Raw genomic sequence first — 24,919 nt, 5'->3', positions numbered from 1 at the left:
CTTAAGATTTAATGTAAAAATAAAAATGAAAGTATCAGCATGATCACTGTCCCGCCAATCATCGGCACGGATGTCCGTTTCACGATATTGATCGGATTTTCTTTCGTTGTACCAGCGATGATGACGATAACTGCAGCTACTGGCGAAACCGCACGCAATAAGTTGCCGGCCATTCCCATTGGGATACTAAGCATGACCGCACTGATTCCAGCTGCTGCCGCGAGTGGTACCATTAGTGGAATCATCGCATAGAATAATGCTGTACCGCTGCCGCTGATCAAGACGATGATCGCTGTGAATAAGACCATGATGATTGGTAAAATATATCCAGCTCCAGATAACGACGTCATCGTTTTCTCAAGCTGCTGCATGATCCCGATCGATGTCAATCCTGCGACAAAAATCGAAGCTGCAACAAGCAATGCCACGATTCCCATCGCATTTCCCATTCCTTTGAAAAAGTTTTCCGTATTTTGCAGTACTTCTTTTCCTCTGCGTTTGGAGATCAGTTCGACAAGGATCGCTACTAAAAAGCTGATCAATGTGACGACTTCTACACCGATTGTCAATTTACTATGAAAAACAGTATTGCTGATGAAGACGATGATCAAAAGCACGATCGGTAATAATGGAAGTAAGCCATATACAAATTTATATAATCCAGATCCTTCTATCGGCTTGATTTCCTCTAATTCAATTTCTGTGTGATCTGCTTCGTGCTTTTTCAGCTGATCGCGTTTATCACAATATTTTTGCCAAAACATGTGGATAAATGCAATGATGATGAGCGTCGGGATCGAGATGATCGCATGATACTGAATCACGTATTCTGTGACTGACATGTTCAACTGCTGTGCGACGGCAACATTATCTGCACCCAATGGTGACGGCATGATCGTCGCTGTCGTTGCAATGATCCCTGCGGCTGTCAGTGTACTCATATTGGCTTTCTTTAAAACTGGATATAAAGTCGCAAGTAAAATGATCGCCAAATTAGAAGCACTTGGGATAACGAGGGATAGTAAGTTTCCGAGTAAAAAGACGATTGGGATCAATACATAGGTTGATTTTACTCTTTTTAACGGTTTTGTTAAAGCATATACAGTAACATCATTTGCTCCAATTGCAGACATATATGCACTATACCCACCTAATAGCAGAATAACCAATCCCGCTTGAGAGAACGTCGCTTTGAACTGCTCAACGATCGCCATGATCGGGTCAATAATCGCATACCCAGTTTCACCTGGAATCGATTTTCCCATCAAAACGGCCACATACATCAGTAGCAAGCCGACTGCTAACAAGGTGATTTTGATATCGTATTTCTTTAATAACATGTAAAGGACTGCTGCAACGGCTAAAACGCCTATTCCATACACCAAAACTTGTTCCATATCTTTTCCTCCCTAAATACAATTCTTGATTCGTTTTAACATCCATGCTTTGAAACGTGCTTCATCCACGTCGATGCAAACGTTTGCATTTGCGGGTTTACCAAGGTATCCTTTTAGATCTACGATCGTAGCACCGGCTGTATATTCTCCAGTCGTTTCGATGCCAACAAACGTTTCTGCAATTGTAAACATCTCAGGTTCCAGCAGATAAGCAACTGCACAAGCATCATACATTTTTAATCCTGTCGTGAAACTGCCGCCACGATATTTTTTAAAAAGCTGATACATCATATCGCCGGTTTTTCCAAGCGTCTTGATGATCTCGCTGTCTTCTGGCAGAACGAGTGCCTTCCAGCCAACATCAAGCGGAGCTACAGCAATAGGTAAACCTGCTTCAAAAACGATTTTGGCTGCTTCCGGATCAACAGCAATATTGAATTCTGATAGCACGCCTTTATTTCCTCTTCCGGTAGAGCCGCCCATGATCACGATCTCGGCGATTTTTTCTTTGACAGCAGGATAGGTAGAAAATAGCAGGGCGAAGTTTGTAAGTGGACCGATCCCTACTAAAGTCATTTTTTCTTCCGAAGCCATGATCGTATGATACATTTCTTCCACGGCATGCCTTCCGGTCAATAAATGTTCCGCCGCCGCTGGGAAATCATAACCATCCATCCCGGTACTACCATGAATATCACTTGCATCTACCACTTCCCGCATCAAAGGCTGATAAGCACCAGCTGCAACTGGGATCTCTTTTTCAAAGAAAGCCATTAATTTCAATAAATTAGTGGTTACTTTTGCCAAGGAAACATTTCCTGAAACCGTAGTCAGCAAGCGGACATCCAGTTCTTCTGCGTACAAAGCGATCGCGATCGCCACTGCATCATCGATTCCCGGATCTGTATCGATAATAATTGGTCGTGCGGTTAAATTCGTCATTTCTTCACTCCTATTCTTTTGGTAAAGCGCTTTATCACTGCACATGACTTGATAAAGCGCTTTATCTTTCTAGAAACAATCTACCATTTTTTGAAAACGCTGTCAACCCTGTTTTAGAAAGCGCTTCAAAAAATGGCATTTACTTACTTGTGGTGATTTGTTTAACACTTTGATTTTTGATGAGTACTGGCTTGATTTTGATTTGTTTTGCTTTGCTTGCCCGTTTGTCGGTCAGCCGTTTGACCAAAAGATCAGCCGCAGTTTCGCCCAATAGATCAATATTTTGATCAATCGAAGTCAGCGAGATCGATACGATTTTGCTGAACGCTAAATTATCATAACCAATCAGAGAAAGATCCTCTGGAATCTGCAAGTGTGCTTCCTGTGCTTGTTTAATGACGCCGTATGCGATCAGATCGCTTGCCGCAAAAACTGCTGTAACAGCTTTATTTTCCACAAGTGGTGCAGCAGCTGTGTATCCTTCTTCAAACTTAAATGCTGCATCGATCTCCCAATCGGCTGCGATCGGCAAATCAGCTTCCTGCATAGCGCGCCGATAACCTGCCAGACGTTCTCTACCATTCGCTGTTTTCATCGAGGTGATGCACGCGATTTTTCTATGTCCGTTTTCGATCAAATGTTTTGTTGCTAAAAAGCCACCCAATTCATCATCGGCGGAAACTTGATTGTAAGCGGGATTGGCAATGGTTCGGTCAAGCAGAAGGACCGGGATCCCTGTCGCCGTGAGTAATTTATCAAATGCCTCACTATTTTCGGAGGATTCATTGGAAGCAATCACGATCAGCGCATCCGCTCCACGATTCAAAAGCAACTGGATCAGATCACGTTCGCTTTCTGCTTTATCATCAGTATTGACAACGATCGTCAAGTAATCATATTTGCGCAGCTCGTCGTCGATCTTTTTCGCGAGGGCTGCAAAGTAAGGATTGGTGATGTCTGGAAGAATGAGTCCAATTGTATTTGTTTTTTTCATTGCCAGACCGCGGGCAGCAAAATTCGGAACATAGCCATGTGCCTTTGCGATTTTTTTGATTTCCTGCCGCTTTGCTTCCGATATTCTGGAAGGAGCGTCATTCAAAACTAAAGAAGCAGTTGTTTCCGATACATGTGCCATTTGGGCAATATCTTTCAACCTGATTTTCATAAATACTCCCTTCATTCGTTATGTAAGAAGGCGCAAAGGCTGGTGACCATTTGCGCCGGGATCATCTACTTGCTAAAAACGCAGTAAATACATCGATTGCGAAAGGAATCGCTGCTTCATCCGGATCAAGTTTCGCATGGTGGAGACCATATTCGGAATCAACACCAAGCCAGCACATCGCTCCTTTGATCTCCGCTAAAAAGTAGCCGAAATCTTCCCCTGTCATTGCAGCTTTGGCGGGCACATAACTGCCTGGAAATTTTGTTTCCAAAAAACGGATGAATTCCGCAGTTTCTTTTTCCCAATTCGCAACTTGATAGTAGCTCGAACCGGGAAGAAACTCAATGCTGCAATCATATGCTTCAGCAAAGCCACGCGCCATTTGTTTCAGCCGTTTCCAAATCAGCTTCATCGTTTCCGGATCGGCGGTGCGGATCGTCCCTTCGAGTAGTGCTTCTCCTGCAATTGCATTTTGAGCACTCCCGCCCTGGATCTTTCCGATCGTTATCAAGGCGTTATCCATAGGATCGATATTACGGCTGACAATCGTCTGTAGCTGCGTGACGAAACTACTAGCTGCAACGACCATGTCATTGGCTAAATGTGGATAAGCGGCATGTCCGCCTTTTCCTTTGAATTGGATAAATAATTCGGAAGTATTGGCAAACAAGAGTCCCGGTTTGATCGCGATCTCGCCTACTTGATACTCCGGAGCGATATGGAGGGCATAAATCTCGTCAGGTCTAAATGCTTGGAAAACTTCACTTTCCAGCATTGGTTTCGCTCCGCCTGGACCTTCCTCTGCCGGCTGAAAAATGAAAACCAGATTTTGGATAGGCTGATGCGTAGCGAAATATGTGAGCACGCCCATTGCAATGCTCATATGTAGATCATGTCCGCAAGCATGCATATTACCAGGCATTTTGGAGGCAAACGGCAAACTGGTCTCCTCCTGGATCGGCAAAGCATCCATATCCGTACGATAGCCAATTGTCTTTTCTGGGCTGCTGCCATTCACTTTTACCAATATGCCGGTCCGCCATGTCGCCACTTCCAGAAACGACTGATCTAATTGCTCGATTTGAGCTAGTAATCGTGCTTGCGTTTGCTGTTCCTTGAAACCAAGTTCCGGGATCTGATGCAGTTCTCTTCGCAAGGAAATAAATGCTTCGTTTGTCACCTGTCTCGCTCCTTTTAAAAAAATGAGATACGAAAATGGCAAGGTTCCCCATTTTCATAACTCATCTTTGTGTTTATAATTGACGTAATTCCTGCATGATCTCTGTTTTAGAGGATGTCTTCGCATCGATGTCTTTTAATTTGCGTGCCGGGATCCCAGCTACAACCGTATAAGGTTCGACATCTTTCGTTACGACTGCGCCTGCAGCAACGACTGCACCTTTACCAACCTTTACACCTTCCAAAACGACTACATTTGCCCCAACGACAACATCGTCTTCGATCACAACCGGCTGCGCGGATGGCGGTTCAACTACACCTGCTAAAACACTACCGGCACCAATGTGACAGTTTTTACCAACTGTTGCTCTTCCACCTAGTACAACGTTCATATCGATCATTGTTCCTTCACCGATCACAGAGCCGATGTTGATGCTCGCACCCATCATGATAACAGCATTGTCGCCGATCGTCACTTGGTCGCGGATGATTGCTCCCGGCTCGATCCGTGCATTGATATTTTTCATATCTAGCAAGGGGATCGCCGAGTTGCGGCGGTCATTTTCGATCACATAATCCGCTATGTACGTTTTGTTATTTTCCAGCCATTCGGAAATAACGCTCCATTCTCCGAAAACAGTCCCGCTATTTCCTGAAAGAAATGTTTTTATCTCAGCCGGAAAAGTTACTTTTTCCAGATCGCCTTTCAGATAAACCTTCACTGGTGTTGCTTTTTTACTATTTTGAATAAATGAAATAATTTGATGTGCATCCATTTGTTCCATAAATGATATTCCCCTTTCTATTTTGGCTCCCTTTAGTTTGCCACAGCTTCTTTATTCATTCAAGAATTTTTTTGTGATTTCCAAAAATGCAGCAACTTGTGGGAGTTCTAGTGACTGTTCGTACGTAAGCAAATGGGATTCGCGGCTCAGTACAGTCCCGTCTTTTTCTTTCAATTCGATTTTGTTGATACTTTGTTCCATCCCTTGGATCGTTGCTTCAGGCAAGATCGCAAAGCCGATCCCATTTAATGCCATCTGCCGGGAAGTTTCCATTTGATCCATCAGCATTGCTTGACGAGGTGTTTTTCCAAAATTCCGCTGCCAATAGTCTTGGATGACTTGATGATAGTTGGAGTCACTTCTAAATTGGATAAACGGCCGTTCCGTGCGTACGACTTCTTCTAATGAAGTGATTTCCGTGTCGACCAGCACCAATTTATCGGTGAATAATAGTTTTTTGACGCTTTTCCAATTTGTGTTTCCTCGGACGATTCCAATGTGGACATTTCCAGCCGCTAATTGTCCAGAAACATCACTGCTCCAGCCAGTAATAACAGAAATTTTCACATTCGGATAGGTGGCTGTAAATAATTTCAACACTTTTGGTAGCCATGTTTGTGCTGCAACACTTGCACAAGCAATCCGCAACGTTCCGCGAACAACGCCATTCAGGCTTTCCAGCTGTTCTTGGATCTCGCGTTCACGTTCGATCACGCTACCTGCGTGGGCAATGATCGCTTCTCCTTCTGGCGTAAGCAGCAGTCCTTTTTGCGTACGAATGAAAATCTTCGTATTCCAGCGGCTTTCAATGGTTTGAAGGCGCTGAGACAAAGCAGGCTGGCTTAGAAACAACTTTTCTGCACTTTTCCGCATATTGAGTTCATCTGCTAAACAAACCAAAAGTTCGTACTCTGTTACGATCATTTACTTCCCTCCACTGGACTATGGATAAAACGATTCACTTGTTTTAAAATGATTCGTCTGGTAATAATTCCCTTAAATTCGCGCACTTGATCGACCACACATAAAAATGGCTGATCCACAAGTAGACGAAAGATTTTTTCTTTGTTGCTAGTATCTTCAATAATGGGGAAATCAGTCTGCATCACTTCTTCGACTTTCAGTTCTCCCAACTTTTCATATTCGATCCGTTCAAGTCCTAATATCGCATCGGTGATCATTGCCGCACTGATCAATCCGTGAAGTTTGTACTCAAAATCCAGGACAGGAATGACAGAATAACCGCATTTCGTAAGGACAAGTAGCGCATGTTCGAGATTATTGCCGATTTGGACGTGTGCTACTTTCTCTGCTGTTATCATAGATTCTTCAAGTGAATTTCCAAGTAAATCATTAAATTGTTCAGAGATCATGGGAATCTCCCTCTTCCTTTTCATATATAATAAAATGTATATGGAGCAATCTATCTGCTAACCTTTATTTTACCATAAAACAAACTTTTATTATCGGATTAACCTATAAAATAGCAAAAAAAATAACCGAGGGTCACTCGGTTATCACGTTTACTCGTTTTCTTGCAGTGTTTCGAAAATTTCAATTGCCGTCATATCAATATCATCAAATGGATATTTACTGTTCGTCGCATAAATTTCCACTTCAAAAGAATTAGAAGCACGGAAAAAACTTACTTCGCAGACTGGATTACCGTTTTTCTCAAAACGACGGGATTGTGTTTCTGAAGTTTCATCTTCCTGCATGGCATGTAAACGTTGGATAATTCCCATTAACTGAGACACATTACATTCTCCTCTCAAATCAAATGGCGTTTTAAGATAAAAGTCAAGACCCCAAGCCTTATACTAGCTTATTTAAAGATCGCCTGTTCTACTTCATTATACTATCAAATTTTAGCGCATAAGGCACGTATAACGCAAGCTATCTGAAAGAATTCAGAATACGCAATTTTTTCCAAAGAAAAAACTTGAAAGTATGAGGACTGCTGTATAGCCATCTTCGGCTATCAGTAAGACCGACTTCAAGTTTTAGAACGTTCAATTTTTTTTATCGACAATTCCTTGTTTCATCATTTTGACTGCACGGATAACCATTTTCGTGCGGTGGAAACCTTGTACACATATCGTTTGTTCTCCTTTGATTATGTATACTTCCCCCCATGAAGCTGTTGGTTTAAAGCCGTACGTATATATTTTAAGCAGACCGTCTTTGGTCGGGAAAAATATCGCTTCACATTTTTCTAGACTTTGCATCTATCAGCACCTCTTCCTATCTGCAAATGAAAATGATTATCATTATTAAAGTAATTGTATCTTATCTTACTAGAAAGCGCAAGAAAAATTTTGGATAATTGTCAGATTGTTTGCTTTTTTCTATTAATAAGTTATAATAACGAATGGAATGACAAATTTTGGAAGAGGTGATGAGGATGGAGTTTGAGACAGAAACGATCGCAAGAGCCGTTTTTATTATAAATCGGCATAGTAAAACAGCACTAGATACGCGATTTTTATATCAGCTAAAAAAAGCAGCACTGCTCAAATTGTTGGCAGAAAAACGCGCGCAAAAAGTCGGGCTACAGTTTTCTAAAAACCCGAAACATTGCTATCAACACTCCACTGTGCTTATCGCCTGCCAAGACTTCCTTTTTCACTTGCCAGCCGACAAACAAGATCTGCTTTCGTTGAAACACCTTGGCGCTCAGCAGAGCATCCATAAAAAGCATGATTTCCATATGTCATTATCGCGCGCCAAATTTATCATTCAAAATTATACAGATACCCAGACTCAAACACCTCGGAAAAAGCCTACTTATCAAAGTACCTGCCCGTATTTCAATTAATTATGGTATGATAGGTGGGAACAAAAATAAATGGGGTGTCATGAGATGTCAAAAGCAATTCGTGCCTCTTTGGACAAGATCCAAATGAGCGGCATTCGCAAATTTAATAACCGGGTCTCTTCAATCGATGGTATCATCAAACTAACTTTAGGAGAACCAGACTTTCCGCCGCCTGAGCATATCAAACAAGCGGCTATTCATGCGATCGAAACTAATTTTACCAATTACACACCGAATCAGGGAGATCCTGAATTATTGGAAGCGGCGGAGCACTATTTTACCGAAAAATATCATTTGCCTTTCCATAAAGAGGAGATCATTGTGACAGTTGGGGCGACAGAAGCGATCGCGATCGCGCTGCAGACGATTTTAGAAGCAGGTGATGAAGTGATCTTGCCTGATCCAATCTATCCCGGCTACGAGCCACATATCGTTTTAGCCGATGCGCTACCAGTCAAAGTCGATACTACTGAAAGCCATTATAAATTGACAGCCGAAGCATTGCGAGCGGCGATCACACCAAAAACAAAGGCAGTTATCCTGCCCTATCCTTCCAATCCGACCGGAGTTACGATGTCAAAAGCGGAGTTAGCGGAAATTGCTGCTGTTTTAGAAGGAACAGGAATTTATCTGCTTGCCGATGAGATCTACAGCGAACTTACTTACTTCCCAGACGGTCACTATTCGATCGCTAATCTATTGCCGGAGCAAACCATCGTTGTAAATGGACTTTCGAAGTCACATGCCATGATCGGCTTTCGAATCGGATTCCTCATGGCGAATAAGCGTTTGATCACCGAAATGTTGAAGGTTCATCAATATACAGTCACCTGTGCCAGTTCGATTTCACAAAAAGCCGCACTGGAAGCTCTGACAAACGGAAAAGAAGATGCCGTGTTGATGCGGACAGAATATGCATCGCGGGCTCAGTTCATCGAAGACCGTTTGAAAAAAATGGGATTCGAGATCATTCCTCCTGACGGCGCATTTTACTTTTTTGTAAAACTTCCTGATACTGTGCCGCTTGATTCATTTGACTGGGCCGTGAAATTAGCAGAGGAAGCGAAAGTAGCAGTCGTTCCGGGAGAGGCGTTCTCGGTAAATGGTTCTCGTTACTTCCGGCTTTCTTATGCAGCATCTTTCCACTTGCTGGTTGAAGCAATGGAACGCATGGTTGCGTTTATGGAAAAACAAGATTATTGATTAAAAAGAACCGCTCCGAAGCATAACCCGGAGCGGTTCTTTTTAATTGGTATACCACTTATGAAATTCGCGTTTAAAGATGCTCATTCGTGTCGCATCTTGATAAGCGCCATTGACATAAAACTCTTCCCGCAAGACGCCTTCTTTAGTAAAGCCCATCTTTTCATAGATATGGATGGCCTTTTCATTGAAATTGCTGACGATCAGATACACTTTATGTAGATTCAAAATTTGAAAAGCGTATTGTAATGCTTTGTAGATCGCCTGTTTTGAAAAACCATTGCCTTGATAATTCGGCGAGATGATGATCTGCAGCTCAGCTTTTCGATGAATATAATCTAACTCGACTAATTCGATCAAGCCGACATATTGCTCCTCATTTGTTATGATGAAGCGGCGTTCCGTGTCATCATGGATATGCTTATTGTATAAACTCTCGAGTTCCGCAAAGGATTCATACGGTTCTTCAAACCAATAAGACATGATCGAATAATTATTGTTGAGTGAATGAATAAAGGAGAGATCTTTGTGTTCTAATGGTTTTAGTTTGATTGTTGTTTCCATAATTTGTGCTCCTTTTTCTTAACGGTAATAATGGATCAGTGCCTGCGTTCCCTTTTCACTTAACCCATTATCAGCAAGTTTTTGATACATTTGTTCGGCAAGTTCTAGTCCAGGCAGTTTCAACTCCATTCGTTTCGCTTCATCAAGTGCGATCCGCATATCTTTGATAAAGTGTTTGATGAAAAAGCCTGGTTCGAGATCGTCTTTGATAACCCGCGGTGTCAAATTGCTAAGCGACCAACTTCCAGCTGCTCCCGATTGGATCGATGCAAGCACCGTATTTGGATCAAGTCCCGCATTTTCAGCATAAAATAGCGCTTCTGTCACACCGATCATATTGGAAGCAATCGCGATCTGATTGACCATTTTAGTATGCTGCCCAGCCCCTGGACCACCTTGCAGTTGAATCGTTTTCCCCATCACTTCAAATAATGGCCGCGCCTTTTCAAATGCTTCTTGTGTGCCTCCAACCATGATTGAAAGCGCTCCATTTGCTGCGCCGATATCACCGCCGGAAACGGGTGCATCCAGCGCCAAAACGCCTTTTTCTCCAGCTTCTTCGGCGATTCTAGCTGCAAGTGTCGGCGAAGAAGTCGTCATATCAATAGCAAGTTTCCCTGCTGCCAAATTTTCAAGCAGTCCACCTTCTTCCAAATAGATCGTTTCAACATCAGACGGATAGCCGATCATAGTGATCACAACATCCACATTTTGAGCAATTGCTTGCGGTGTTTCTTTCCAGATCGCGCCATGACCAAGCAGTCCGGCTGCTTTTGCTTTTGTACGCGTATAAACATGAAGTTCATGCCCTGCTTTCAATAAACGGTACGCCATACTAGACCCCATTACGCCTGTTCCGATAAATCCGATTTTCGTCATTTCAACTTCACTCCTTCATAAGTGACCCGCGATCACATAAATACTAAATGCTGCCAATAGCAGGATCAGTACCGTGATGTGGGCTTTTCGATATAAAAATAATACAGCGATAAATTCTCTAAGCAGCGCAGTCGGTAAATAATAAAGTGCCGTTTTCCCGCCGATTCCTTGCGCATCTAATCCTGCTTTTCTCGCATAGATGCTGGCACGGAAAAGGTGAAAGTTATTGGTAACAAATACGCTTTTGAAGTTTTTTTGGATCGAGGTCATCAGCTTTTTCGAGAACTGCATGTTTTCTTCGGTGTTCGTAGAGTCTGCTTCCATGAAAATTTGTTCTTTCGGAATCCCTTTATCGATCAAATAAGCTTGCATCGCTCTAGCTTCTGCTATTTCTTCATTCGGCCCCTTACCGCCGGAAACGATAAACGTAGCAGTCCGTCCGCGTTTTTTCTGCTGCTTCCGATGAAATTGGATCGCTTTATCCAGCCTGTTCGCCAATAGTTGCGGTACTTTTTTCCCTTTCAAACCACAGCCTAGCACGATAATAAAATCTTTATTCAAGCGCGGTCCATTGTATTGATAGATAATGGTCGACAGCAAGAAGGAAACGAGTAAGAAAGTGACATAGGCAATGATTATCAAAAGCCCGAGAACGATATTTTCTAACCACGTATCTGGATGCGCGAGCAGTACCGTCAAAACACCGATCACAATAATCAATACCGCAAAGCCTGCTAGCATCGGCAACATGTTGGCAAGGCGCCGTCCTTCTTTTTTCACCATGTTCGTGCCATTTAAAATCAACATAATGGCGATTCCGATTACAAAGAAGGGCAATAAACTAAGCAGCAACAATAAGATCGCGCTGGTAACAATCGTGACGATTTGGTTATCAAACGCATATAGCTGCAACAAAATTGCGATGACCAATAAGAAGATTCCTGCTGTAAGCACCATACCGTTGATTATTCTTCTCTTTTCCCAGATATGCAGCAGCAAAAAGCCGATCAGCAGACTTAAAGCTAGTATATACATCAACGCGACATCCCCACTATCCTTTTCTTTTATTATACCTTGCTATTGAGCAGAAATTCAACATTCAGCCATGTTCAGTCTTTTGTTCGTACCAAACGGAGTGCATTCAGTACGACAAGTACCGCAGCTCCTGAATCACTTAAAACCGCCATCCAAAGTGTCATCCAGCCTGGGAAAACCAGTGCGAACGCTAATGCTTTTATGATGATCGCAAAAATGATATTTTGCTTGATGATCTGCATCGTGCGCTTACTTAGCCGAAATACAAAAGGTAACTTTTCCAGACTTTCTGCCATTAGAACAACATCTGCCGCTTCCATCGCTGTATCTGTTCCTGCGCCTTTGACAGCTATTCCCAAATCTGCTGCTGCCAAAGCTGGAGCATCATTGATCCCATCGCCGACCATGGCTACATGGTGTTTCTTCTGCATCGCTGCAATACTGGTCATTTTATCTGCGGGCAGTAGTTCTGCATATACGTGGTCGATTGCTGCTTGTTTTGCGATCACTTCAGCCGTCTGCTGATTATCGCCTGTCAGTAACATTTTCTCTTTGATCCCTAGCAGATTTAATTTATTCATTACGGTAGGAAGATCTTCACGAAGCTCATCTGCGACACCGATGATCCCAATGAGCTCGGTCAGCGTACCAATTGCGATCACTGTCTGTCCTGCTTGTTTCTGAGCTTCGATATGCTGGCGCTGCACTTCTGTCAAAGTTTCCTCATAATGAGCTGGCTTTCCGGCGAAATAACGCTCGTTCGCTATTATGGCGGTCACACCGTTGCCGACTTGGTTGCGATGATCTTCACTGTCCAACGGCTGTAGACTTCTTTTTTCACTTTCGGCTAAAATTGCAGCTGCTAGTGGATGCGAAGAATATTGTTCGAGCGTGTAAGCCAGTTGGAGCAGTGTTTCTTCTGAGCCAGAAAATACTTCTACCGCTGTTACTCTTGGTTTTCCTTTAGTCAGTGTCCCTGTTTTATCGAATGCCACCGCCGAAATTTTACTTGCTGCTTCAAGCGCTGTTCCACCTTTTACCAACACGCCGTTCGATGCAGCCCGTCCGATCGCAGAAACGATCGCTACTGGCGTGGAAATCACTAAGGCGCATGGACAAGCGATAACGAGCAGTTCCAACCCTTTATAGATCCATTCATTCCAGCTGCCGATGCCTACCAGTGGCGGCACGATCATCACAGCGAAAGCAAGTAGGAATACAATTGGTGTATAGATAGCTGCAAACTTGTCGATGAAAGCTTCTGTAGGCGCCTTTTTCGCTTGCGCTTCTTCTACTAAGTGAATGATCTGGGCGATTGTACTTTGATCTGCTGTTTTTGTCACGCGAATTTTCAAAAGCCCTTCTTCATTGATCGTACCAGCGAAAACTTGATCTCCTGCCTGTTTACTTACCGGTATCGATTCGCCTGTGATCGGCGCTTGATTTATGAAAGAGTTGCCCGACTGGATAATGCCATCTAAGGGTATTTTGTCGCCTGCCCTTACTAAAACGATCGTCCCAATAGCGACTGCTTTGATTGGTCGACTCACTGTTTCCCCATTTTCTACAATGATCGCTTCTTTGGGTGTCAGTTTCATTAAATTACGAAGTGAGGTCCGGGTGGTTTCAATGGAACGGTTTTGCAAGTAAGAGCCGATCGCAAATAACCATACTACCGTCGCGCCTTCTGACCATTCTCCAATGAGAACTGCTCCAATCGCAGCGGCGGACATCAATACATTCATATCCAGTGACCTTGCTCGGATCGCATAAATGGCGCTTTTAGCAGGATGAAAACCGCTGATCGCTAAGCAGAGTAGAAAAAAGACTGCTGCTGTGGTTGGTGCATGAAAGAGATATGTAGCCAAGAAGCCACCAAAAATCGCTACAGTAGCAGCCAAAAGCGGTGCATGCTTCCGCCATTTCGAGTTCTCTGTGTGTGTTTCAGCTTCTTTTGCTAAGGTTGCCGTATAGCCCAGCTTTGCCACTTTATCAGCAATGATCTCTGCTGTGGTCGTATGTCTGACAACCATTTCCCCAGAAGCAAATTGGACGTCGGCACTTTCGACATCCGCTAACTGCTTGATGCCTTTTTCAATCGTTTTGGCGCAATTTCCACAGTCCATACCGTCAATTCGGAAAGTCTCAGCTTGAATGTCAGCATCTATTATTCCATAACCAAGCCGCTCCACTTGTTTTGGTACTGCAGTGAATGCTGCTTTGTCTTCAGCTTCGACTTCCAGTTTTCCGGAAGTGAATTGTACCGAAGCAGCTTTGATATCGGGAAGTTTTGCCAGCCCTTTTTCAATTGTCTTCGCACATGATGAACAGTCCATGCCAGTAACTTGATAAAACTTTTTGTAATTTGCTGTCATTGTCGCTTCACTCCTTAATCAATGTCATATTCGCATGTTTCTAAGTCTGTGTGGATGTCTGCAACGATCCCGTCTAGCAGCGCCAACATCGTTTTGATTTTATCATTGGTGATTTTATAATAAACAAACTTGCCAATGTTCTCTTTTTCTACCAGGCCACAGCCTCTCAAACAAGCAAGGTGCTGGGAGATATTTGATTGAGTGCCTTTTACTTGTGTGACGATCTCACCCACACTTAATGGTTCAACTTTCAATAATTCTAAAATTTGAATGCGTATCGGATTAGAGAACGCATGGATCAATTTTAAACGCAATTCATTTTCGTTCACAAGAAGCCCTCCTTATATCAATTTCTACTAATATGTTTATATTAGCATATAAGAATTTATAACACAATAAAAAAGTGCGAACTCCAATGAGTCCGCACTTTTAACAGATTATTTATTCTGCTATATATTTTTCAACTAATGCAACAACTTCTTCAGCTGTTGATTGATTCAATGCTTCTGCTGCTAATTTTTCCATATCGCTCTTGTTTAAACGTTTAAGCAAGGAACGAGATTTCAAAATGCTGGAAGCACTCATCGAAAATTCATCTAAACCTAGTCCTAGTAACAATGGGACTGCAGTTTGATCACCTGCCATCTCCCCACACATACCAGTCCATTTTCCTTCTTTGTGAGAAGCATCGATCACGTTTTTAACTAAACGTAAGATCGATGGGTTATACGGTTGGTATAGGTAAGAAACACGTTCGTTCATGCGGTCAGCTGCCATTGTGTATTGGATCAAGTCATTTGTTCCAATGGAGAAGAAATCAACTTCTTTAGCAAACTGATCAGCAAGAACTGCCGCAGCAGGAATCTCGATCATGATACCTAATTCGATAGAGTCGGAAACTTCTACTCCATCAGCTATTAATTTTTTCTTTTCGTCTTCTAAAATTGCCTTTGCATCGCGGAATTCGCCAACAGTAGCAATCATCGGGAACATGATCTTAAGGTTTCCAAAGATGCTAGCACGGAGTAACGCGCGCAATTGTGTGCGGAATAGATCCTCGTTTGCAAAGCAAAGACGGATCGCACGGAATCCCAAGAATGGGTTCATTTCTTCCGGCAAGTCTAAATAAGGGAGTGTTTTATCTCCACCGATATCAAGTGTACGAACAACAACAGATTTTCCTTCCATGCCGGAAAGAACTGCTTTGTAAGCTTCAAATTGTTCTTCTTCAGTCGGGAAGTTGTCACGACCCATATATAAGAATTCTGTACGGTATAGACCGACAGCTTCTCCGCCGTTAGCAATAACGCCAGTCAAGTCCGTTGGAGTACCGATATTTGCTGCAAGCTCAACATGAACACCGTCTTTAGAGACCGTTTTTTCATTTTTAAGCTTTTCCCATTCTGCTTGCTGTGCAGCAAAATCTGTTTGTACTTTACGGTAATGTGCTAATTGTTCTTCTGTTGGATGGATGATCACGTTACCTTCAAGGCCATCGATGATCACCATATCATTTTTTGCTACATGATGCGTTACTTCTTTTGTTCCCACGATCGCAGGAATTTCAAGCGAACGAGCCATAATAGCGGAATGTGATGTACGTCCGCCAATGTCTGTTACAAAGCCCTTCACGAAATTGCGGTTCAATTGTGCTGTATCAGAAGGAGTTAAGTCCTCTGCCACAACAACAACTTCTTCGTCAATCAGAGAAGGATTTGGAATAGAAACACCTAATAAGTGGGAAAGTACCCGCTTACGTACGTCACGAATATCAGCTGCGCGTTCACGCATATATTCGTTGTCCATCCCTTCAAACATTGCGATAAATGTATCCGTCGTATCATGTAGTGCAGATTCAGCGTTTACATTGCTCGATTTGATCGCTTCTTCAATTGGTCCTACCAATTCAGGATCGTTAAGTACTAAAAGATGTGCATCAAAAATCTGTGCTTTATCTTCACCTAAATCTTCAGCTGCTTTATTACGAATCTTTTCTAACTCTTGTTTCGAAATTGCAACTGCATCTTGAAAACGTTTTACTTCACTTTCAACATCAGCCACCTCTGATTTTTCAAAAGAAAGATCAGGTTCCACGAGTAGATAAGCTTTCGCAATTGCAATCCCATCAGATGCTGCGATACCTTTCAACTCTTTAGCCATTATTCAGCCAAGCCTTCTTTCTTCAGCACTTCCGTTAGTCCTTCGATTGCTTCTTTTTCGTCGCTACCATCTGTATAGATAGTAATGTCAGCACCTTTGCCAATACCTAAAGACATAACGCCCATGATAGATTTAAGGTTTACTTTTTTACCAGTATACTCAATTTGTACATCCGAGCTATATTTGCTAGCTGCTTGCACTAAAAGTGTTGCGGGGCGAGCGTGAATACCTGTTTCATCGATTACTACAAAACTTGCTTGTTCCATATTAACATTCTCCTTCATAAAGAAATTTATTTAGTAACCTTTTAGACCAAAAATAATCAGTATAAAAGACTATCTCTCAATTAAAAAGCATACCATGTTTTTAGTGTCCTCACAACTTTTTTTACATGTTTTTTTGAGAAAACATGTAAGCAAATCAACTTTGTGCAACCGTTTTAGGTAATGGAGGCGCTCATATGCCTATGATTGCGCTTTTATTCACAATTTAAATTCCCGAAATCGAAAGGGTTATAGTTGCTTTTTAAATCGAAATAGTGCAAACTGAACTTTAATAAGCACTTTTTCAAAAAGGAAGCAGCAGGAAGTGAAATTCGGAGGAGTGGTAATGATGACAAAAGCACAGGTTGGAGATATAATCGAGTTTAAAAATGGATTAACTGGAATCGTAGAAAAATTGAACGAAAATTCAGTTATAGTAGATTTGACTTACATGGAAAACTTTAACGATCTTGATGTCGATGAAAAAACTGTTGTCAATCATAAGAATTATAAAATCATTCACTCAGCTTCTTCCTCAGATGAATCGTAAAACAAAAAGTATATGGTGTAAAAAGCAATAAAACAGGAACCGAGGATAATCTCGATTCCTGTTTTTTCATGTCTGCTTTTCTTCTTTATCTAAACTGATATAAAAACATAACGTAAATAACGCATTTGCGCCAATAATGATCGCAATCGATGACCACAGATCAATGTAAAGCGAGAGGAACACGAAAAAGGCAATAATGATCCAATAAACGATCACGAGCTCTAACTTCAGATCTGGATATTTCAATTTCCCCCACTTATCCGTCAAACTCAGGATAAAGAAAATCAATAAATGCAGAATAAAGCCGAGCAACCACCAATTGATAAAGTCCGATAATTGCAAGACGGTAATACCATTCCCTAGCGCCAACAGATTCTTCGACTGCATCGAGATCGGCTGGATCAAAACTTCAAATATCATGACCATGGTTGCAGCGATGATCGAGTAGATACCGCCACGCAGCCAGTCGATGCTGATTTTCAGCGTGATCTCTCTGGCAATAATGTGCGTCCCAGCGATCATCCCGATCCAAATAAAGCCGAATGTTATTGGTACGCCATAGATATCCAGGCCAAAATGCGCCGCGTAATTCTGTTCTGTGAAACTAAGCTGCATCCACTCGATCGAGACACTCACAATAAACACCAGACTGATCATTGCTAGACCAAGCCCCGTTCCATATTGCATAATGAAAAAAACGAGCGCAAATATCCCCGTCAATACTAAGAATAAAGAATGCAAGGTTGTCAAATGCGGGGGTGTCACATGAAAAGTGATCAAGCAGATATTGATCAAAAACCAGAAAATATATATCCATAGTAGAAATTTATAAATTTTTTCAAGCATTGAATCCTCTCCTGCTTCGCTATATTTCCCTTTCGCCCTTTTAAAAATGAGCAAATCAGCTAGTGCCAAATTTGCTCATTTTGCTACTTCGGTATTTTGATACTTTGACCAACATGAATATTTCCGTCTTGCAAATTATTCGCGGTCATGATTTTTTCTACACCTGCTGCAACTTCGCCTTCTTTATAGTACTTTTGAGCGATAGCAGTAAGTGTGTCACCTGCTTGGACTTCATAAGTCTCAGTCTGTGATTTTGCTTTTTCTTCTTTTTTCGATTTGGGAGCCGCTTTTTTCTTTTTCTCTGCTTGCTTTGGCTTTACTTTATCATGAACAGCTGGTTTTGAATCAGAAAATCCTAAAACGGAAACAAAAGATTTATCTGCTGCAACGCAATAACCAAAGAACATCGTAAGTGCTAGCAATAATGCGCCAAAGAAATAGGAGCTGACATTTTTCTTTTGTGCCGGTGCTCGCTTCATTCCCCTGCTCATACCCTCACCGTTTTTTTGTTCTTCACGGAATTTCTTGATATACGCTTTTTTCTCTTTTTTTGATTTTTTATTAAATTCTTTTACAAAGGCATCATAGTGATCTGCTACTTCTTCTGACGGACCGTCTTCCCGTACCGTACCATAGTGCATCCACACAATTCGATCACACAGCTTTTTCACTTGGCTAAGTGAGTGGCTGACAAAAATGATCGTTTTCCCTTGCGCCTTGAATTCCATCATCTTATCAATACATTTTTGATAGAAAGTTTGGTCCCCAACAGATAATGCTTCATCAATGATCAAAATATCCGGATCCGTATGCACCGAGATCGCGAATCCTAATCTAGATTTCATCCCGCTGGAATAATTTTTGATCGGTTGCGTGATAAAGTCGCCGATATCTGCAAATTCAATGATACTAGGGAGTAGTTTGTCGATCTCTTTGTTACGCATCCCACTCATCAAAAGCTTCAACCGAATGTTGTCAAGTCCTGATAAATTACCTTTTAACCCTGCGGCGATCGCAATCAGCGAAGTCTCGCCATTCACTTCCACCTTCCCTGTCGTAGGGATAATAACACCTGAAATAATGTTGGATAGTGTTGATTTACCTGAACCATTTGTTCCAACTAAACCAACTGTCTCTCCATCGCCGATTCTCAAATTGACATCCCGCAGTGCCCAGAATTTCGAGCGATCCTTTGGGAAAAACATCGCTTTTATCTTGTCGCTTTTGGTCTTCACTAGTTCATACTGCTTGGATACGTGAGAAATTACCACTTTTTCCGTCATTTTTCTGTTTCCACCTTTAATTTAGATAGGTAAATTATTATTTTGCATTCTACAGTCTATCATAAATCCCATCTGAATGCTATATAAATGAGAGAACTCTCATGATATTCGCAGCTCAGTCATGTTACAATAAAATAGTTATAAAGTTTGCTAAAAAACTTTTTTTCGATTAAAGTATTAAATGATTATAAGTTCTATGATTAAAGAGGTGTAAGATTTTTGAAAAGCAACAAGATAGACTATAAACTCATCGCTGGGTTTATACTTTGTGCGCTCCTAATTGCGCTTACTTACCATTATCGTGGTGCATTTTGGTATTTATATGGAGCTTGTACGTTATTTTTAATGAGCTTCGTTATTTTTAATGAGGATCTAGAAAAGAAATCATCTTTTACAAAAAACCTATTTCTAGGTATTGTATCCGGTATTGCTCTCTATGTCGTCTTTTATATTGGCGCCATCCTCTTCAAGGTCCTTCCAGGTGGATTGGATCTATCCGTTAAAAGCGCATTTGCCAAATATTCGACCGACTCCTTATTAATATGGCTATTACTCATTTTCATCATTGTTCCGGGAGAAGAAATATTTTGGCGTGGTTTTGTTTTAGAGCGGTTAAATCATTATTTCCACCCGATCATCGCCGCGATTATCAGCGCTGCGATCCTGGCATTATTTATGTGTGTCAGCAAAAGTATCGCTGTTGTCGTCAGTATTTTCGTTGCTTCCTTAATATGGAATCTACTATATCAATTTAGGAAAAGCGTTATCCTTACCTACTTATCGCACTTAACCTTCATCTTCCTGTTATTAGTAGCTTTACCGCTATACTAACAGCCGAACTGTCAGTGATACAATTTTTGTATTACATAAAAAGAAAGACATTTTTCTATAACAGAAAAATGTCTTTTTTGTGTCTTTTCGCAAATCGTTCTATAAAAATCAAAAAGAGTATTCATATCTCTCCCCTCATGTTATACTTGAAGCAGCCAACAAAAAGGAATTCCGGCTTTTTTATTTGTCAAAAATACCAATTCCAGCTCTATAACGGTTATGGAGAATGTAACAAGGCGTAGTCAAATACTATACGAGAGCTAGGAGATATTAACTTGAATTTCACTGAATTTATGGAGTATATGGACAACCACTTACAATCGCGAGAAACGTTTGTAGTCAATGCGACAGAATACCAAAATGTAAAAAACCGACGAAGAGCCCCTGCAAAACGTTGGAAAGAAGAAAAAATCCAGCGCGCCGTGAACAACATGTGGACAGACCTTCTCAAAACGATTTATAGCCGCATTAAGCCGCTCGTAAAAGCTAGTTCCTCTGAGCCAAAAAAGGAATGGATCAATTATATAGAAGCAAATGAGATACTCGATAGTTTAGATGAATCGATTTATGAGATTGAGTTTGAGTAACTTAAAAAGGACATTTTCTATTTCCGTGGAAATGTTCTTTTTTTTTGAGCAAAACACTTGAAAGTCAAAATAGGTCAGTGTATACTATAGCCATAAGGTCAAAGTTAGTCAAAGTCAACAAGCGCTTTGATCAATTCCACTATTTATAGAGGAGGAAACTTTATGCTATGCGAAAATTGTAAACAAAATCAAGCAACGATACAGTTATATATGAACATCAATGGTCAAAAACAAGAAATACCGTTATGCCAAGACTGCTATCAAACAGTTAAAAATCAAACTAATCCATTTTCAGGCAACTCTCCTTTTGACGATATTTTCCGTCAATTGGGCGGTCTCAATAATGCTAATCAAAGGAACGACTTCCAATCTGGAGGCAGACCACAATCCACGGTTCAAACCCAAACAGCTGGTAATGGTGGCGGCCTTTTAGGTCAATATGGAACAAATCTTACAGCGATGGCACGTGAAAACAAACTAGATCCGGTGATTGGCCGCGATAAGGAAATCAAACGTGTGATCGAGATTCTTAACCGCCGTACAAAAAACAATCCTGTTTTGATCGGTGAACCAGGTGTAGGTAAAACGGCTGTTGTCGAAGGCCTAGCAATTGCGATTGCAGATAAAAAAGTCCCGACGAAATTGTTAGACAAAGAAATCATCTTGCTCGATGTGGCTTCCTTAGTATCTGGTACTGGGATCCGCGGACAGTTTGAAGAAAAAATGAAACAATTGATCCAAGAACTGCAAGATCAGACCAATACGATCCTCTTCATTGACGAAGTCCACACGATCGTAGGCGCTGGCTCCGCAGAAGGTTCGATGGATGCTGGTAACATTCTAAAACCAGCATTAGCACGGGGTGACATACAAATGGTCGGTGCGACAACCTTGAAAGAATACCGTCAAATCGAGAAAGATGCTGCTTTAGAACGACGCTTCCAGCCTGTAACGGTCAACGAACCAAGTGCCGCTGACACGATTACGATCTTGAACGGATTAAAAGAACGTTATGAGGATTATCATGAAGTCGCTTATTCGAAAGAAAGCCTCGATGCCGCTGTCAACTTGAGCGTACGCTATATCCAAGACCGTCAACTGCCAGATAAAGCAATTGACCTAATGGACGAGGTTGGTGCCCGCTATAATCTGTCTGTCGAACGTTTAGACGAAAAAACAGTCAGCGAACGCGTCGAACGCTTGGAAAAAGAAAAGGCACAAGCATTGCAAAACGAAGACTATGAAAAAGCAGCTAATATCCGTGATGAGATCACACGTCTCTCCGAAAACAAAACAGCCGCTGGTATTTCTGAACGTCCGGTCATCCAAGTCGCTGATATCCAAGCTATTATTGAAGAAAAAACTGGTATTCCAGTTGGACAACTACAAGCCGAAGAACAATCTAAAATGAAACATTTAGAAGCACATTTGAATGAAAAAGTTATTGGCCAAAAACAAGCTGTTGGCAAAGTAGCAAAAGCGATCCGCCGCAGCCGGGTCGGCTTGAAACAAAAAAACCGGCCGATAGGTTCCTTCCTATTCGTTGGACCTACTGGTGTAGGTAAAACCGAGTTAGGACGTACGCTTGCAAAAGAATTGTTTGGTACAGAAGAAGCGATGATCAGACTAGATATGAGTGAATATATGGAAAAACACAGCGTTGCTAAGCTGATTGGTTCGCCTCCAGGCTATGTTGGTCACGATGAAGCTGGTCAATTGACCGAGAAGATCCGCCGTCATCCTTATAGCATTCTGCTACTGGATGAAATCGAGAAAGCACATCCAGATGTCCAACACATGTTCTTGCAAATCTTGGAAGACGGTCGCCTAACCGATTCTCAAGGTAGGACCGTAAGTTTCAAAGATACCGTTATTATTATGACAAGCAACGCAGGAACAGTCGATAAAGAGGCTTCTGTCGGCTTTACGATGTTGAAAGAAAAACAATCCGAAAAAGACAGTGATTCACTGGATAAGCTCGGCTACTTCTTTAAACCAGAATTCTTGAACCGTCTCGACAGTGTCGTTGAATTCAACCAGCTTGAAAAAGATAATCTCCTTGAAATCGTCAACTTGATGCTGGCAGACTTAAATACCATGTTAGCAGACGAAGAAGTAACGATCGATGTGACAGACGCAGCAAAAGAAAAACTGATCGATCTTGGTTACGACAGTAAGTTCGGTGCTCGACCACTTCGTAGAACGATCCAAGAACAATTGGAAGACAACATTGCTGATATTTTGATCGATGAACCCGAAGCAAAAGCTTTACAAGCAGATGTCGATGAAACTGGTAAAATCGTTGTAAAACAACAAGTAATGGCTTAATAAAACAAAAAACGCGGAAAAGAGATATTCTTTTCCGCGTTTTTTTAGTTAGCCGATCACTTTTATCAAATTCGTCATTTCCAGCACACCCATCGCTGATTCTGAGCCTTTGTTTCCAGCTTTCGTTCCAGCCCGTTCTATCGCCTGTTCAATAGTTTCCGTTGTAAGGACACCGAAGATAACTGGAATCCCGCTTGCCAGCCCCACATTCGCCACACCTTTAGAAACTTCGCTGCATACATAGTCATAATGCGTCGTTGCCCCGCGAATGACCGCGCCTAAAGTGATAACTCCGTCGATTTCTTTTTTCTTACTGATCACTTGAGCAGCTAGCGGGATCTCGAATGCACCTGGTACCCAGATCACTTGAATATCTTCTTCCGAAACGCCATGCCGTTTCAACGTGTCCAATGCACCTGCTAATAATTTAGAAGTGATAAACTCATTAAAGCGCGCTACTACAATTGCTATTTTTAACCCTTTACCATCGTACATACCTTCATAAACTGTCATTTTACTTCTCCTCCATTTTCTATGTGCAATAAATGATGAAATTTTTCTGCTTTTGTCGTTAAGTACTTACTATTTTCCGGATAAATCCCTACTTCAAGTGGAACTCTTTCGACAACTTCGATCCCCATGTCTTCTAAAGCCTGTACCTTTTCTGGATTATTCGTCATCAGTCGTACTTGGCGAATTCCTTTTTCTTTTAAAATCGCCGCCGCATTGTGATATTCCCGGCTATCTGGAGCAAAGCCAAGATGTACATTGGCATCGTAAGTATCGTAGCCATTTTCTTGTAGGGCATACGCTTTTAGTTTATTCAAAAGCCCGATACCCCGACCCTCTTGGCGCAAATACAGGACAGCCCCGCGACCAGCTTTCTCTATCGTCGCTAGCGCTTTTTCAAGTTGTTCCCCGCAGTCGCAACGGTGCGATCCAAGGACGTCACCAGTCAAACATTCTGAATGCAAGCGGACTAGCAGTGGCTCGTCGGTATCCAGTTTTCCTTTTGATACTAATAACTGCAATTGACCGTCATCTAATGACGTAAATGCTTCTAAGGAGAAATTGCCATAAGCTGTAGGTAAGCTGACCGTTACTTCGGATTCTACTGGCGTGTCTTCCAATTGGCGGTAGCGAACAATATCATCTATCGTTATCATTATCAATCCCCACTCTTCTGCCAATTTTTCTAACGTTGCTCGTCTTGCCATCGTGCCATCCGGATTTAAGATCTCGCAGATGTACCCCGCCGGTACTGCGCCTGCTAAGCGAGCCAGATCTACCGCTGCTTCTGTATGTCCACGCCGCTTTAAAACCCCGCCAGTTTCTGCAATCAGCGGAAAAATATGCCCTGGCAGATAAAAGTCTGCTGCTGTGGTCTGTTTATTTCCCAACGCTTGGATCGTTGCTGCGCGGTCAAATGCAGAAATTCCTGTTGAGGTGGAGCGATGGTCCACGCTGATGGTAAAATTGGTCCCGAACTTATCTGTATTATGTCCTGTCATTGGCTGCAAATCCCATTCTTCCGCCAATTCTTTGGCTAAAGGCACACAAATCAGCCCACGTGCATAAGTTGTCATAAAATTAACGGCTTCCGGAGTTACAAACTGACTGATGCCGACTAGATCTCCTTCGCTTTCCCGGTCTTCATCATCCATGACGATGACTAGTTTTCCAGCTTGCAATGCTTGTAGCGCTTGCTCTACTTTATGATCCATCCTTC

General features: G+C 42.0%; 25 protein-coding genes and 1 pseudogene. 6 read left to right on the top strand and 20 right to left on the bottom strand.

Going from position 1 to position 24,919, the window contains the following annotated elements; all coding sequences use genetic code 11:
• Positions 1-8: 8 nt before the first annotated feature.
• From dcuC to HMPREF0556_RS02105, 9 genes are all read right to left on the bottom strand, one after another.
• On the bottom strand, positions 9-1,397 hold the full coding sequence (gene dcuC, locus HMPREF0556_RS02145; protein ID WP_003755025.1) for a C4-dicarboxylate transporter DcuC: 1,389 nt from the start codon (positions 1,395-1,397) through the stop codon (positions 9-11).
• A 12-nt stretch (positions 1,398-1,409) separates the two neighbouring features.
• The gene (gene rihC / locus HMPREF0556_RS02140; RefSeq protein WP_040486395.1) at positions 1,410-2,339 is read right to left on the bottom strand and encodes a ribonucleoside hydrolase RihC; all 930 of its coding nucleotides are present in this window, start codon (positions 2,337-2,339) and stop codon (positions 1,410-1,412) included.
• A gap of 139 nt (positions 2,340-2,478) precedes the next feature.
• On the bottom strand, positions 2,479-3,504 hold the full coding sequence (locus tag HMPREF0556_RS02135; protein ID WP_040486394.1) for a LacI family DNA-binding transcriptional regulator: 1,026 nt from the start codon (positions 3,502-3,504) through the stop codon (positions 2,479-2,481).
• A 61-nt stretch (positions 3,505-3,565) separates the two neighbouring features.
• A complete protein-coding gene (locus tag HMPREF0556_RS02130; RefSeq protein WP_040486393.1) occupies positions 3,566-4,684 on the bottom strand; it encodes an N-acetyldiaminopimelate deacetylase in 1,119 nt (372 codons plus the stop codon).
• 73 nt (positions 4,685-4,757) lie between these two features.
• Positions 4,758-5,468, bottom strand: coding sequence for a 2,3,4,5-tetrahydropyridine-2,6-dicarboxylate N-acetyltransferase (gene dapD, locus HMPREF0556_RS02125; protein ID WP_003755016.1), 711 nt, complete (start codon positions 5,466-5,468; stop codon positions 4,758-4,760).
• A gap of 51 nt (positions 5,469-5,519) precedes the next feature.
• Complete coding sequence (locus tag HMPREF0556_RS02120; RefSeq protein WP_003755014.1) at positions 5,520-6,392, bottom strand: LysR family transcriptional regulator; 873 nt, start codon at positions 6,390-6,392, stop codon at positions 5,520-5,522.
• Complete coding sequence (cbpB, locus tag HMPREF0556_RS02115; RefSeq protein ID WP_036106281.1) at positions 6,389-6,841, bottom strand: cyclic-di-AMP-binding protein CbpB; 453 nt, start codon at positions 6,839-6,841, stop codon at positions 6,389-6,391. Before cbpB ends, HMPREF0556_RS02120 begins: the two co-directional genes overlap by 4 nt.
• 150 nt (positions 6,842-6,991) lie before the next feature.
• Positions 6,992-7,225 (bottom strand): YkuJ family protein, encoded by a 234-nt coding sequence (locus tag HMPREF0556_RS02110; protein WP_003755010.1) that lies wholly within the window; start codon positions 7,223-7,225, stop codon positions 6,992-6,994.
• A gap of 255 nt (positions 7,226-7,480) precedes the next feature.
• Complete coding sequence (locus tag HMPREF0556_RS02105; protein ID WP_003755008.1) at positions 7,481-7,696, bottom strand: hypothetical protein; 216 nt, start codon at positions 7,694-7,696, stop codon at positions 7,481-7,483.
• 176 nt (positions 7,697-7,872) lie between these two features.
• Between HMPREF0556_RS02105 and HMPREF0556_RS02100 the strand changes: the two genes are divergently transcribed.
• Complete coding sequence (locus HMPREF0556_RS02100) at positions 7,873-8,286, top strand: YkyB family protein (RefSeq protein ID WP_036106279.1); 414 nt, start codon at positions 7,873-7,875, stop codon at positions 8,284-8,286.
• A 45-nt stretch (positions 8,287-8,331) separates the two neighbouring features.
• Positions 8,332-9,489 (top strand): aminotransferase class I/II-fold pyridoxal phosphate-dependent enzyme, encoded by a 1,158-nt coding sequence (locus HMPREF0556_RS02095; RefSeq protein ID WP_040486392.1) that lies wholly within the window; start codon positions 8,332-8,334, stop codon positions 9,487-9,489.
• Between the two features lie 42 nt (positions 9,490-9,531).
• On the opposite strand, the gene speG is transcribed toward HMPREF0556_RS02095, so the two are convergent.
• From speG to HMPREF0556_RS02060, 7 genes are all read right to left on the bottom strand, one after another.
• Positions 9,532-10,053, bottom strand: coding sequence for a spermidine N1-acetyltransferase (speG, locus tag HMPREF0556_RS02090; protein WP_003755002.1), 522 nt, complete (start codon positions 10,051-10,053; stop codon positions 9,532-9,534).
• A gap of 18 nt (positions 10,054-10,071) precedes the next feature.
• Positions 10,072-10,932: an NAD(P)-dependent oxidoreductase gene (locus HMPREF0556_RS02085; RefSeq protein WP_003755000.1), complete on the bottom strand. Its 861-nt coding sequence runs from the start codon at positions 10,930-10,932 to the stop codon at positions 10,072-10,074.
• 15 nt (positions 10,933-10,947) lie between these two features.
• Complete coding sequence (locus tag HMPREF0556_RS02080; protein ID WP_003754998.1) at positions 10,948-11,967, bottom strand: YdcF family protein; 1,020 nt, start codon at positions 11,965-11,967, stop codon at positions 10,948-10,950.
• A gap of 74 nt (positions 11,968-12,041) precedes the next feature.
• Complete coding sequence (locus HMPREF0556_RS02075) at positions 12,042-14,342, bottom strand: heavy metal translocating P-type ATPase (RefSeq protein ID WP_003754997.1); 2,301 nt, start codon at positions 14,340-14,342, stop codon at positions 12,042-12,044.
• 14 nt (positions 14,343-14,356) lie between these two features.
• The gene (locus HMPREF0556_RS02070) at positions 14,357-14,671 is read right to left on the bottom strand and encodes an ArsR/SmtB family transcription factor (protein WP_003754995.1); all 315 of its coding nucleotides are present in this window, start codon (positions 14,669-14,671) and stop codon (positions 14,357-14,359) included.
• A gap of 112 nt (positions 14,672-14,783) precedes the next feature.
• Positions 14,784-16,502: a phosphoenolpyruvate--protein phosphotransferase gene (ptsP, locus tag HMPREF0556_RS02065; protein ID WP_003754994.1), complete on the bottom strand. Its 1,719-nt coding sequence runs from the start codon at positions 16,500-16,502 to the stop codon at positions 14,784-14,786.
• Complete coding sequence (locus HMPREF0556_RS02060; RefSeq protein WP_036106265.1) at positions 16,502-16,768, bottom strand: phosphocarrier protein HPr; 267 nt, start codon at positions 16,766-16,768, stop codon at positions 16,502-16,504. The genes ptsP and HMPREF0556_RS02060 overlap by 1 nt, the downstream gene beginning before the upstream one ends.
• Before the next feature lie 343 nt (positions 16,769-17,111).
• On the opposite strand from HMPREF0556_RS02060, the gene HMPREF0556_RS02055 reads away from it, so the two are divergent.
• The gene (locus HMPREF0556_RS02055) at positions 17,112-17,315 is read left to right on the top strand and encodes a YkvS family protein (RefSeq protein WP_232020819.1); all 204 of its coding nucleotides are present in this window, start codon (positions 17,112-17,114) and stop codon (positions 17,313-17,315) included.
• A 66-nt stretch (positions 17,316-17,381) separates the two neighbouring features.
• Here the strand turns inward: HMPREF0556_RS02055 and HMPREF0556_RS02050 are convergent, their stop codons facing one another.
• Together HMPREF0556_RS02050 and tagH are read right to left on the bottom strand one after the other, a co-directional pair.
• Positions 17,382-18,161, bottom strand: a complete 780-nt coding sequence (locus HMPREF0556_RS02050; protein WP_036106260.1) for a membrane protein — start codon at positions 18,159-18,161, stop codon at positions 17,382-17,384.
• Positions 18,162-18,499: 338 nt separating this feature from the next.
• Positions 18,500-19,444 (bottom strand): annotated as a pseudogene (tagH, locus tag HMPREF0556_RS02045) (teichoic acids export ABC transporter ATP-binding subunit TagH); the annotation flags it as partial.
• Between the two features lie 219 nt (positions 19,445-19,663).
• On the opposite strand from tagH, the gene HMPREF0556_RS02040 reads away from it, so the two are divergent.
• From HMPREF0556_RS02040 to HMPREF0556_RS02030, 3 genes are all read left to right on the top strand, one after another.
• A complete protein-coding gene (locus tag HMPREF0556_RS02040; RefSeq protein WP_003754989.1) occupies positions 19,664-20,275 on the top strand; it encodes a CPBP family glutamic-type intramembrane protease in 612 nt (203 codons plus the stop codon).
• Between the two features lie 275 nt (positions 20,276-20,550).
• Positions 20,551-20,862: a hypothetical protein gene (locus HMPREF0556_RS02035; RefSeq protein ID WP_003754988.1), complete on the top strand. Its 312-nt coding sequence runs from the start codon at positions 20,551-20,553 to the stop codon at positions 20,860-20,862.
• 162 nt (positions 20,863-21,024) lie between these two features.
• The gene (locus tag HMPREF0556_RS02030) at positions 21,025-23,190 is read left to right on the top strand and encodes an ATP-dependent Clp protease ATP-binding subunit (protein ID WP_003754987.1); all 2,166 of its coding nucleotides are present in this window, start codon (positions 21,025-21,027) and stop codon (positions 23,188-23,190) included.
• A 48-nt stretch (positions 23,191-23,238) separates the two neighbouring features.
• Here HMPREF0556_RS02030 and ribH read toward each other — a convergent pair whose 3' ends face one another.
• The gene (gene ribH, locus HMPREF0556_RS02025) at positions 23,239-23,703 is read right to left on the bottom strand and encodes a 6,7-dimethyl-8-ribityllumazine synthase (protein ID WP_003754986.1); all 465 of its coding nucleotides are present in this window, start codon (positions 23,701-23,703) and stop codon (positions 23,239-23,241) included.
• Positions 23,700-24,914, bottom strand: coding sequence for a bifunctional 3,4-dihydroxy-2-butanone-4-phosphate synthase/GTP cyclohydrolase II (locus HMPREF0556_RS02020; protein ID WP_040486391.1), 1,215 nt, complete (start codon positions 24,912-24,914; stop codon positions 23,700-23,702). Before HMPREF0556_RS02020 ends, ribH begins: the two co-directional genes overlap by 4 nt.
• Between the last annotated feature and the right edge of the window lie 5 nt (positions 24,915-24,919).

It is taken from the genome of Listeria grayi DSM 20601, from assembly GCF_000148995.1.
GTDB classification, from domain to species: Bacteria; Bacillota; Bacilli; order Lactobacillales; family Listeriaceae; genus Listeria; species Listeria grayi.
Note: the sequence above shows the minus strand (reverse complement) of the source record. Positions and strands in the feature narration are given on the sequence as shown.

Excerpts from the sequence above, each read along its gene's own strand:
- HMPREF0556_RS02095 (WP_040486392.1), top strand. The coding sequence starts at position 8,332 with ATGTCAAAAGCAATTCGTGCCTCTTTGGACAAGATCCAAATGAGCGGC.
- dapD (WP_003755016.1), bottom strand. The coding sequence starts at position 5,468 with ATGGAACAAATGGATGCACATCAAATTATTTCATTTATTCAAAATAGT.
- HMPREF0556_RS02105 (WP_003755008.1), bottom strand. The coding sequence starts at position 7,696 with ATGCAAAGTCTAGAAAAATGTGAAGCGATATTTTTCCCGACCAAAGAC.
- HMPREF0556_RS02050 (WP_036106260.1), bottom strand. The coding sequence starts at position 18,161 with ATGCTTGAAAAAATTTATAAATTTCTACTATGGATATATATTTTCTGG.
- cbpB (WP_036106281.1), bottom strand. The coding sequence starts at position 6,841 with ATGATCTCTGAACAATTTAATGATTTACTTGGAAATTCACTTGAAGAA.
- HMPREF0556_RS02085 (WP_003755000.1), bottom strand. The coding sequence starts at position 10,932 with ATGACGAAAATCGGATTTATCGGAACAGGCGTAATGGGGTCTAGTATG.
- speG (WP_003755002.1), bottom strand. The coding sequence starts at position 10,053 with ATGGAAACAACAATCAAACTAAAACCATTAGAACACAAAGATCTCTCC.
- HMPREF0556_RS02080 (WP_003754998.1), bottom strand. The coding sequence starts at position 11,967 with ATGTATATACTAGCTTTAAGTCTGCTGATCGGCTTTTTGCTGCTGCAT.
- HMPREF0556_RS02075 (WP_003754997.1), bottom strand. The coding sequence starts at position 14,342 with ATGACAGCAAATTACAAAAAGTTTTATCAAGTTACTGGCATGGACTGT.
- HMPREF0556_RS02120 (WP_003755014.1), bottom strand. The coding sequence starts at position 6,392 with ATGATCGTAACAGAGTACGAACTTTTGGTTTGTTTAGCAGATGAACTC.
- HMPREF0556_RS02060 (WP_036106265.1), bottom strand. The coding sequence starts at position 16,768 with ATGGAACAAGCAAGTTTTGTAGTAATCGATGAAACAGGTATTCACGCT.
- HMPREF0556_RS02020 (WP_040486391.1), bottom strand. The coding sequence starts at position 24,914 with ATGGATCATAAAGTAGAGCAAGCGCTACAAGCATTGCAAGCTGGAAAA.
- HMPREF0556_RS02135 (WP_040486394.1), bottom strand. The coding sequence starts at position 3,504 with ATGAAAATCAGGTTGAAAGATATTGCCCAAATGGCACATGTATCGGAA.
- HMPREF0556_RS02055 (WP_232020819.1), top strand. The coding sequence starts at position 17,112 with ATGATGACAAAAGCACAGGTTGGAGATATAATCGAGTTTAAAAATGGA.
- ptsP (WP_003754994.1), bottom strand. The coding sequence starts at position 16,502 with ATGGCTAAAGAGTTGAAAGGTATCGCAGCATCTGATGGGATTGCAATT.
- HMPREF0556_RS02030 (WP_003754987.1), top strand. The coding sequence starts at position 21,025 with ATGCTATGCGAAAATTGTAAACAAAATCAAGCAACGATACAGTTATAT.
- ribH (WP_003754986.1), bottom strand. The coding sequence starts at position 23,703 with ATGACAGTTTATGAAGGTATGTACGATGGTAAAGGGTTAAAAATAGCA.
- HMPREF0556_RS02100 (WP_036106279.1), top strand. The coding sequence starts at position 7,873 with ATGGAGTTTGAGACAGAAACGATCGCAAGAGCCGTTTTTATTATAAAT.
- dcuC (WP_003755025.1), bottom strand. The coding sequence starts at position 1,397 with ATGGAACAAGTTTTGGTGTATGGAATAGGCGTTTTAGCCGTTGCAGCA.
- rihC (WP_040486395.1), bottom strand. The coding sequence starts at position 2,339 with ATGACGAATTTAACCGCACGACCAATTATTATCGATACAGATCCGGGA.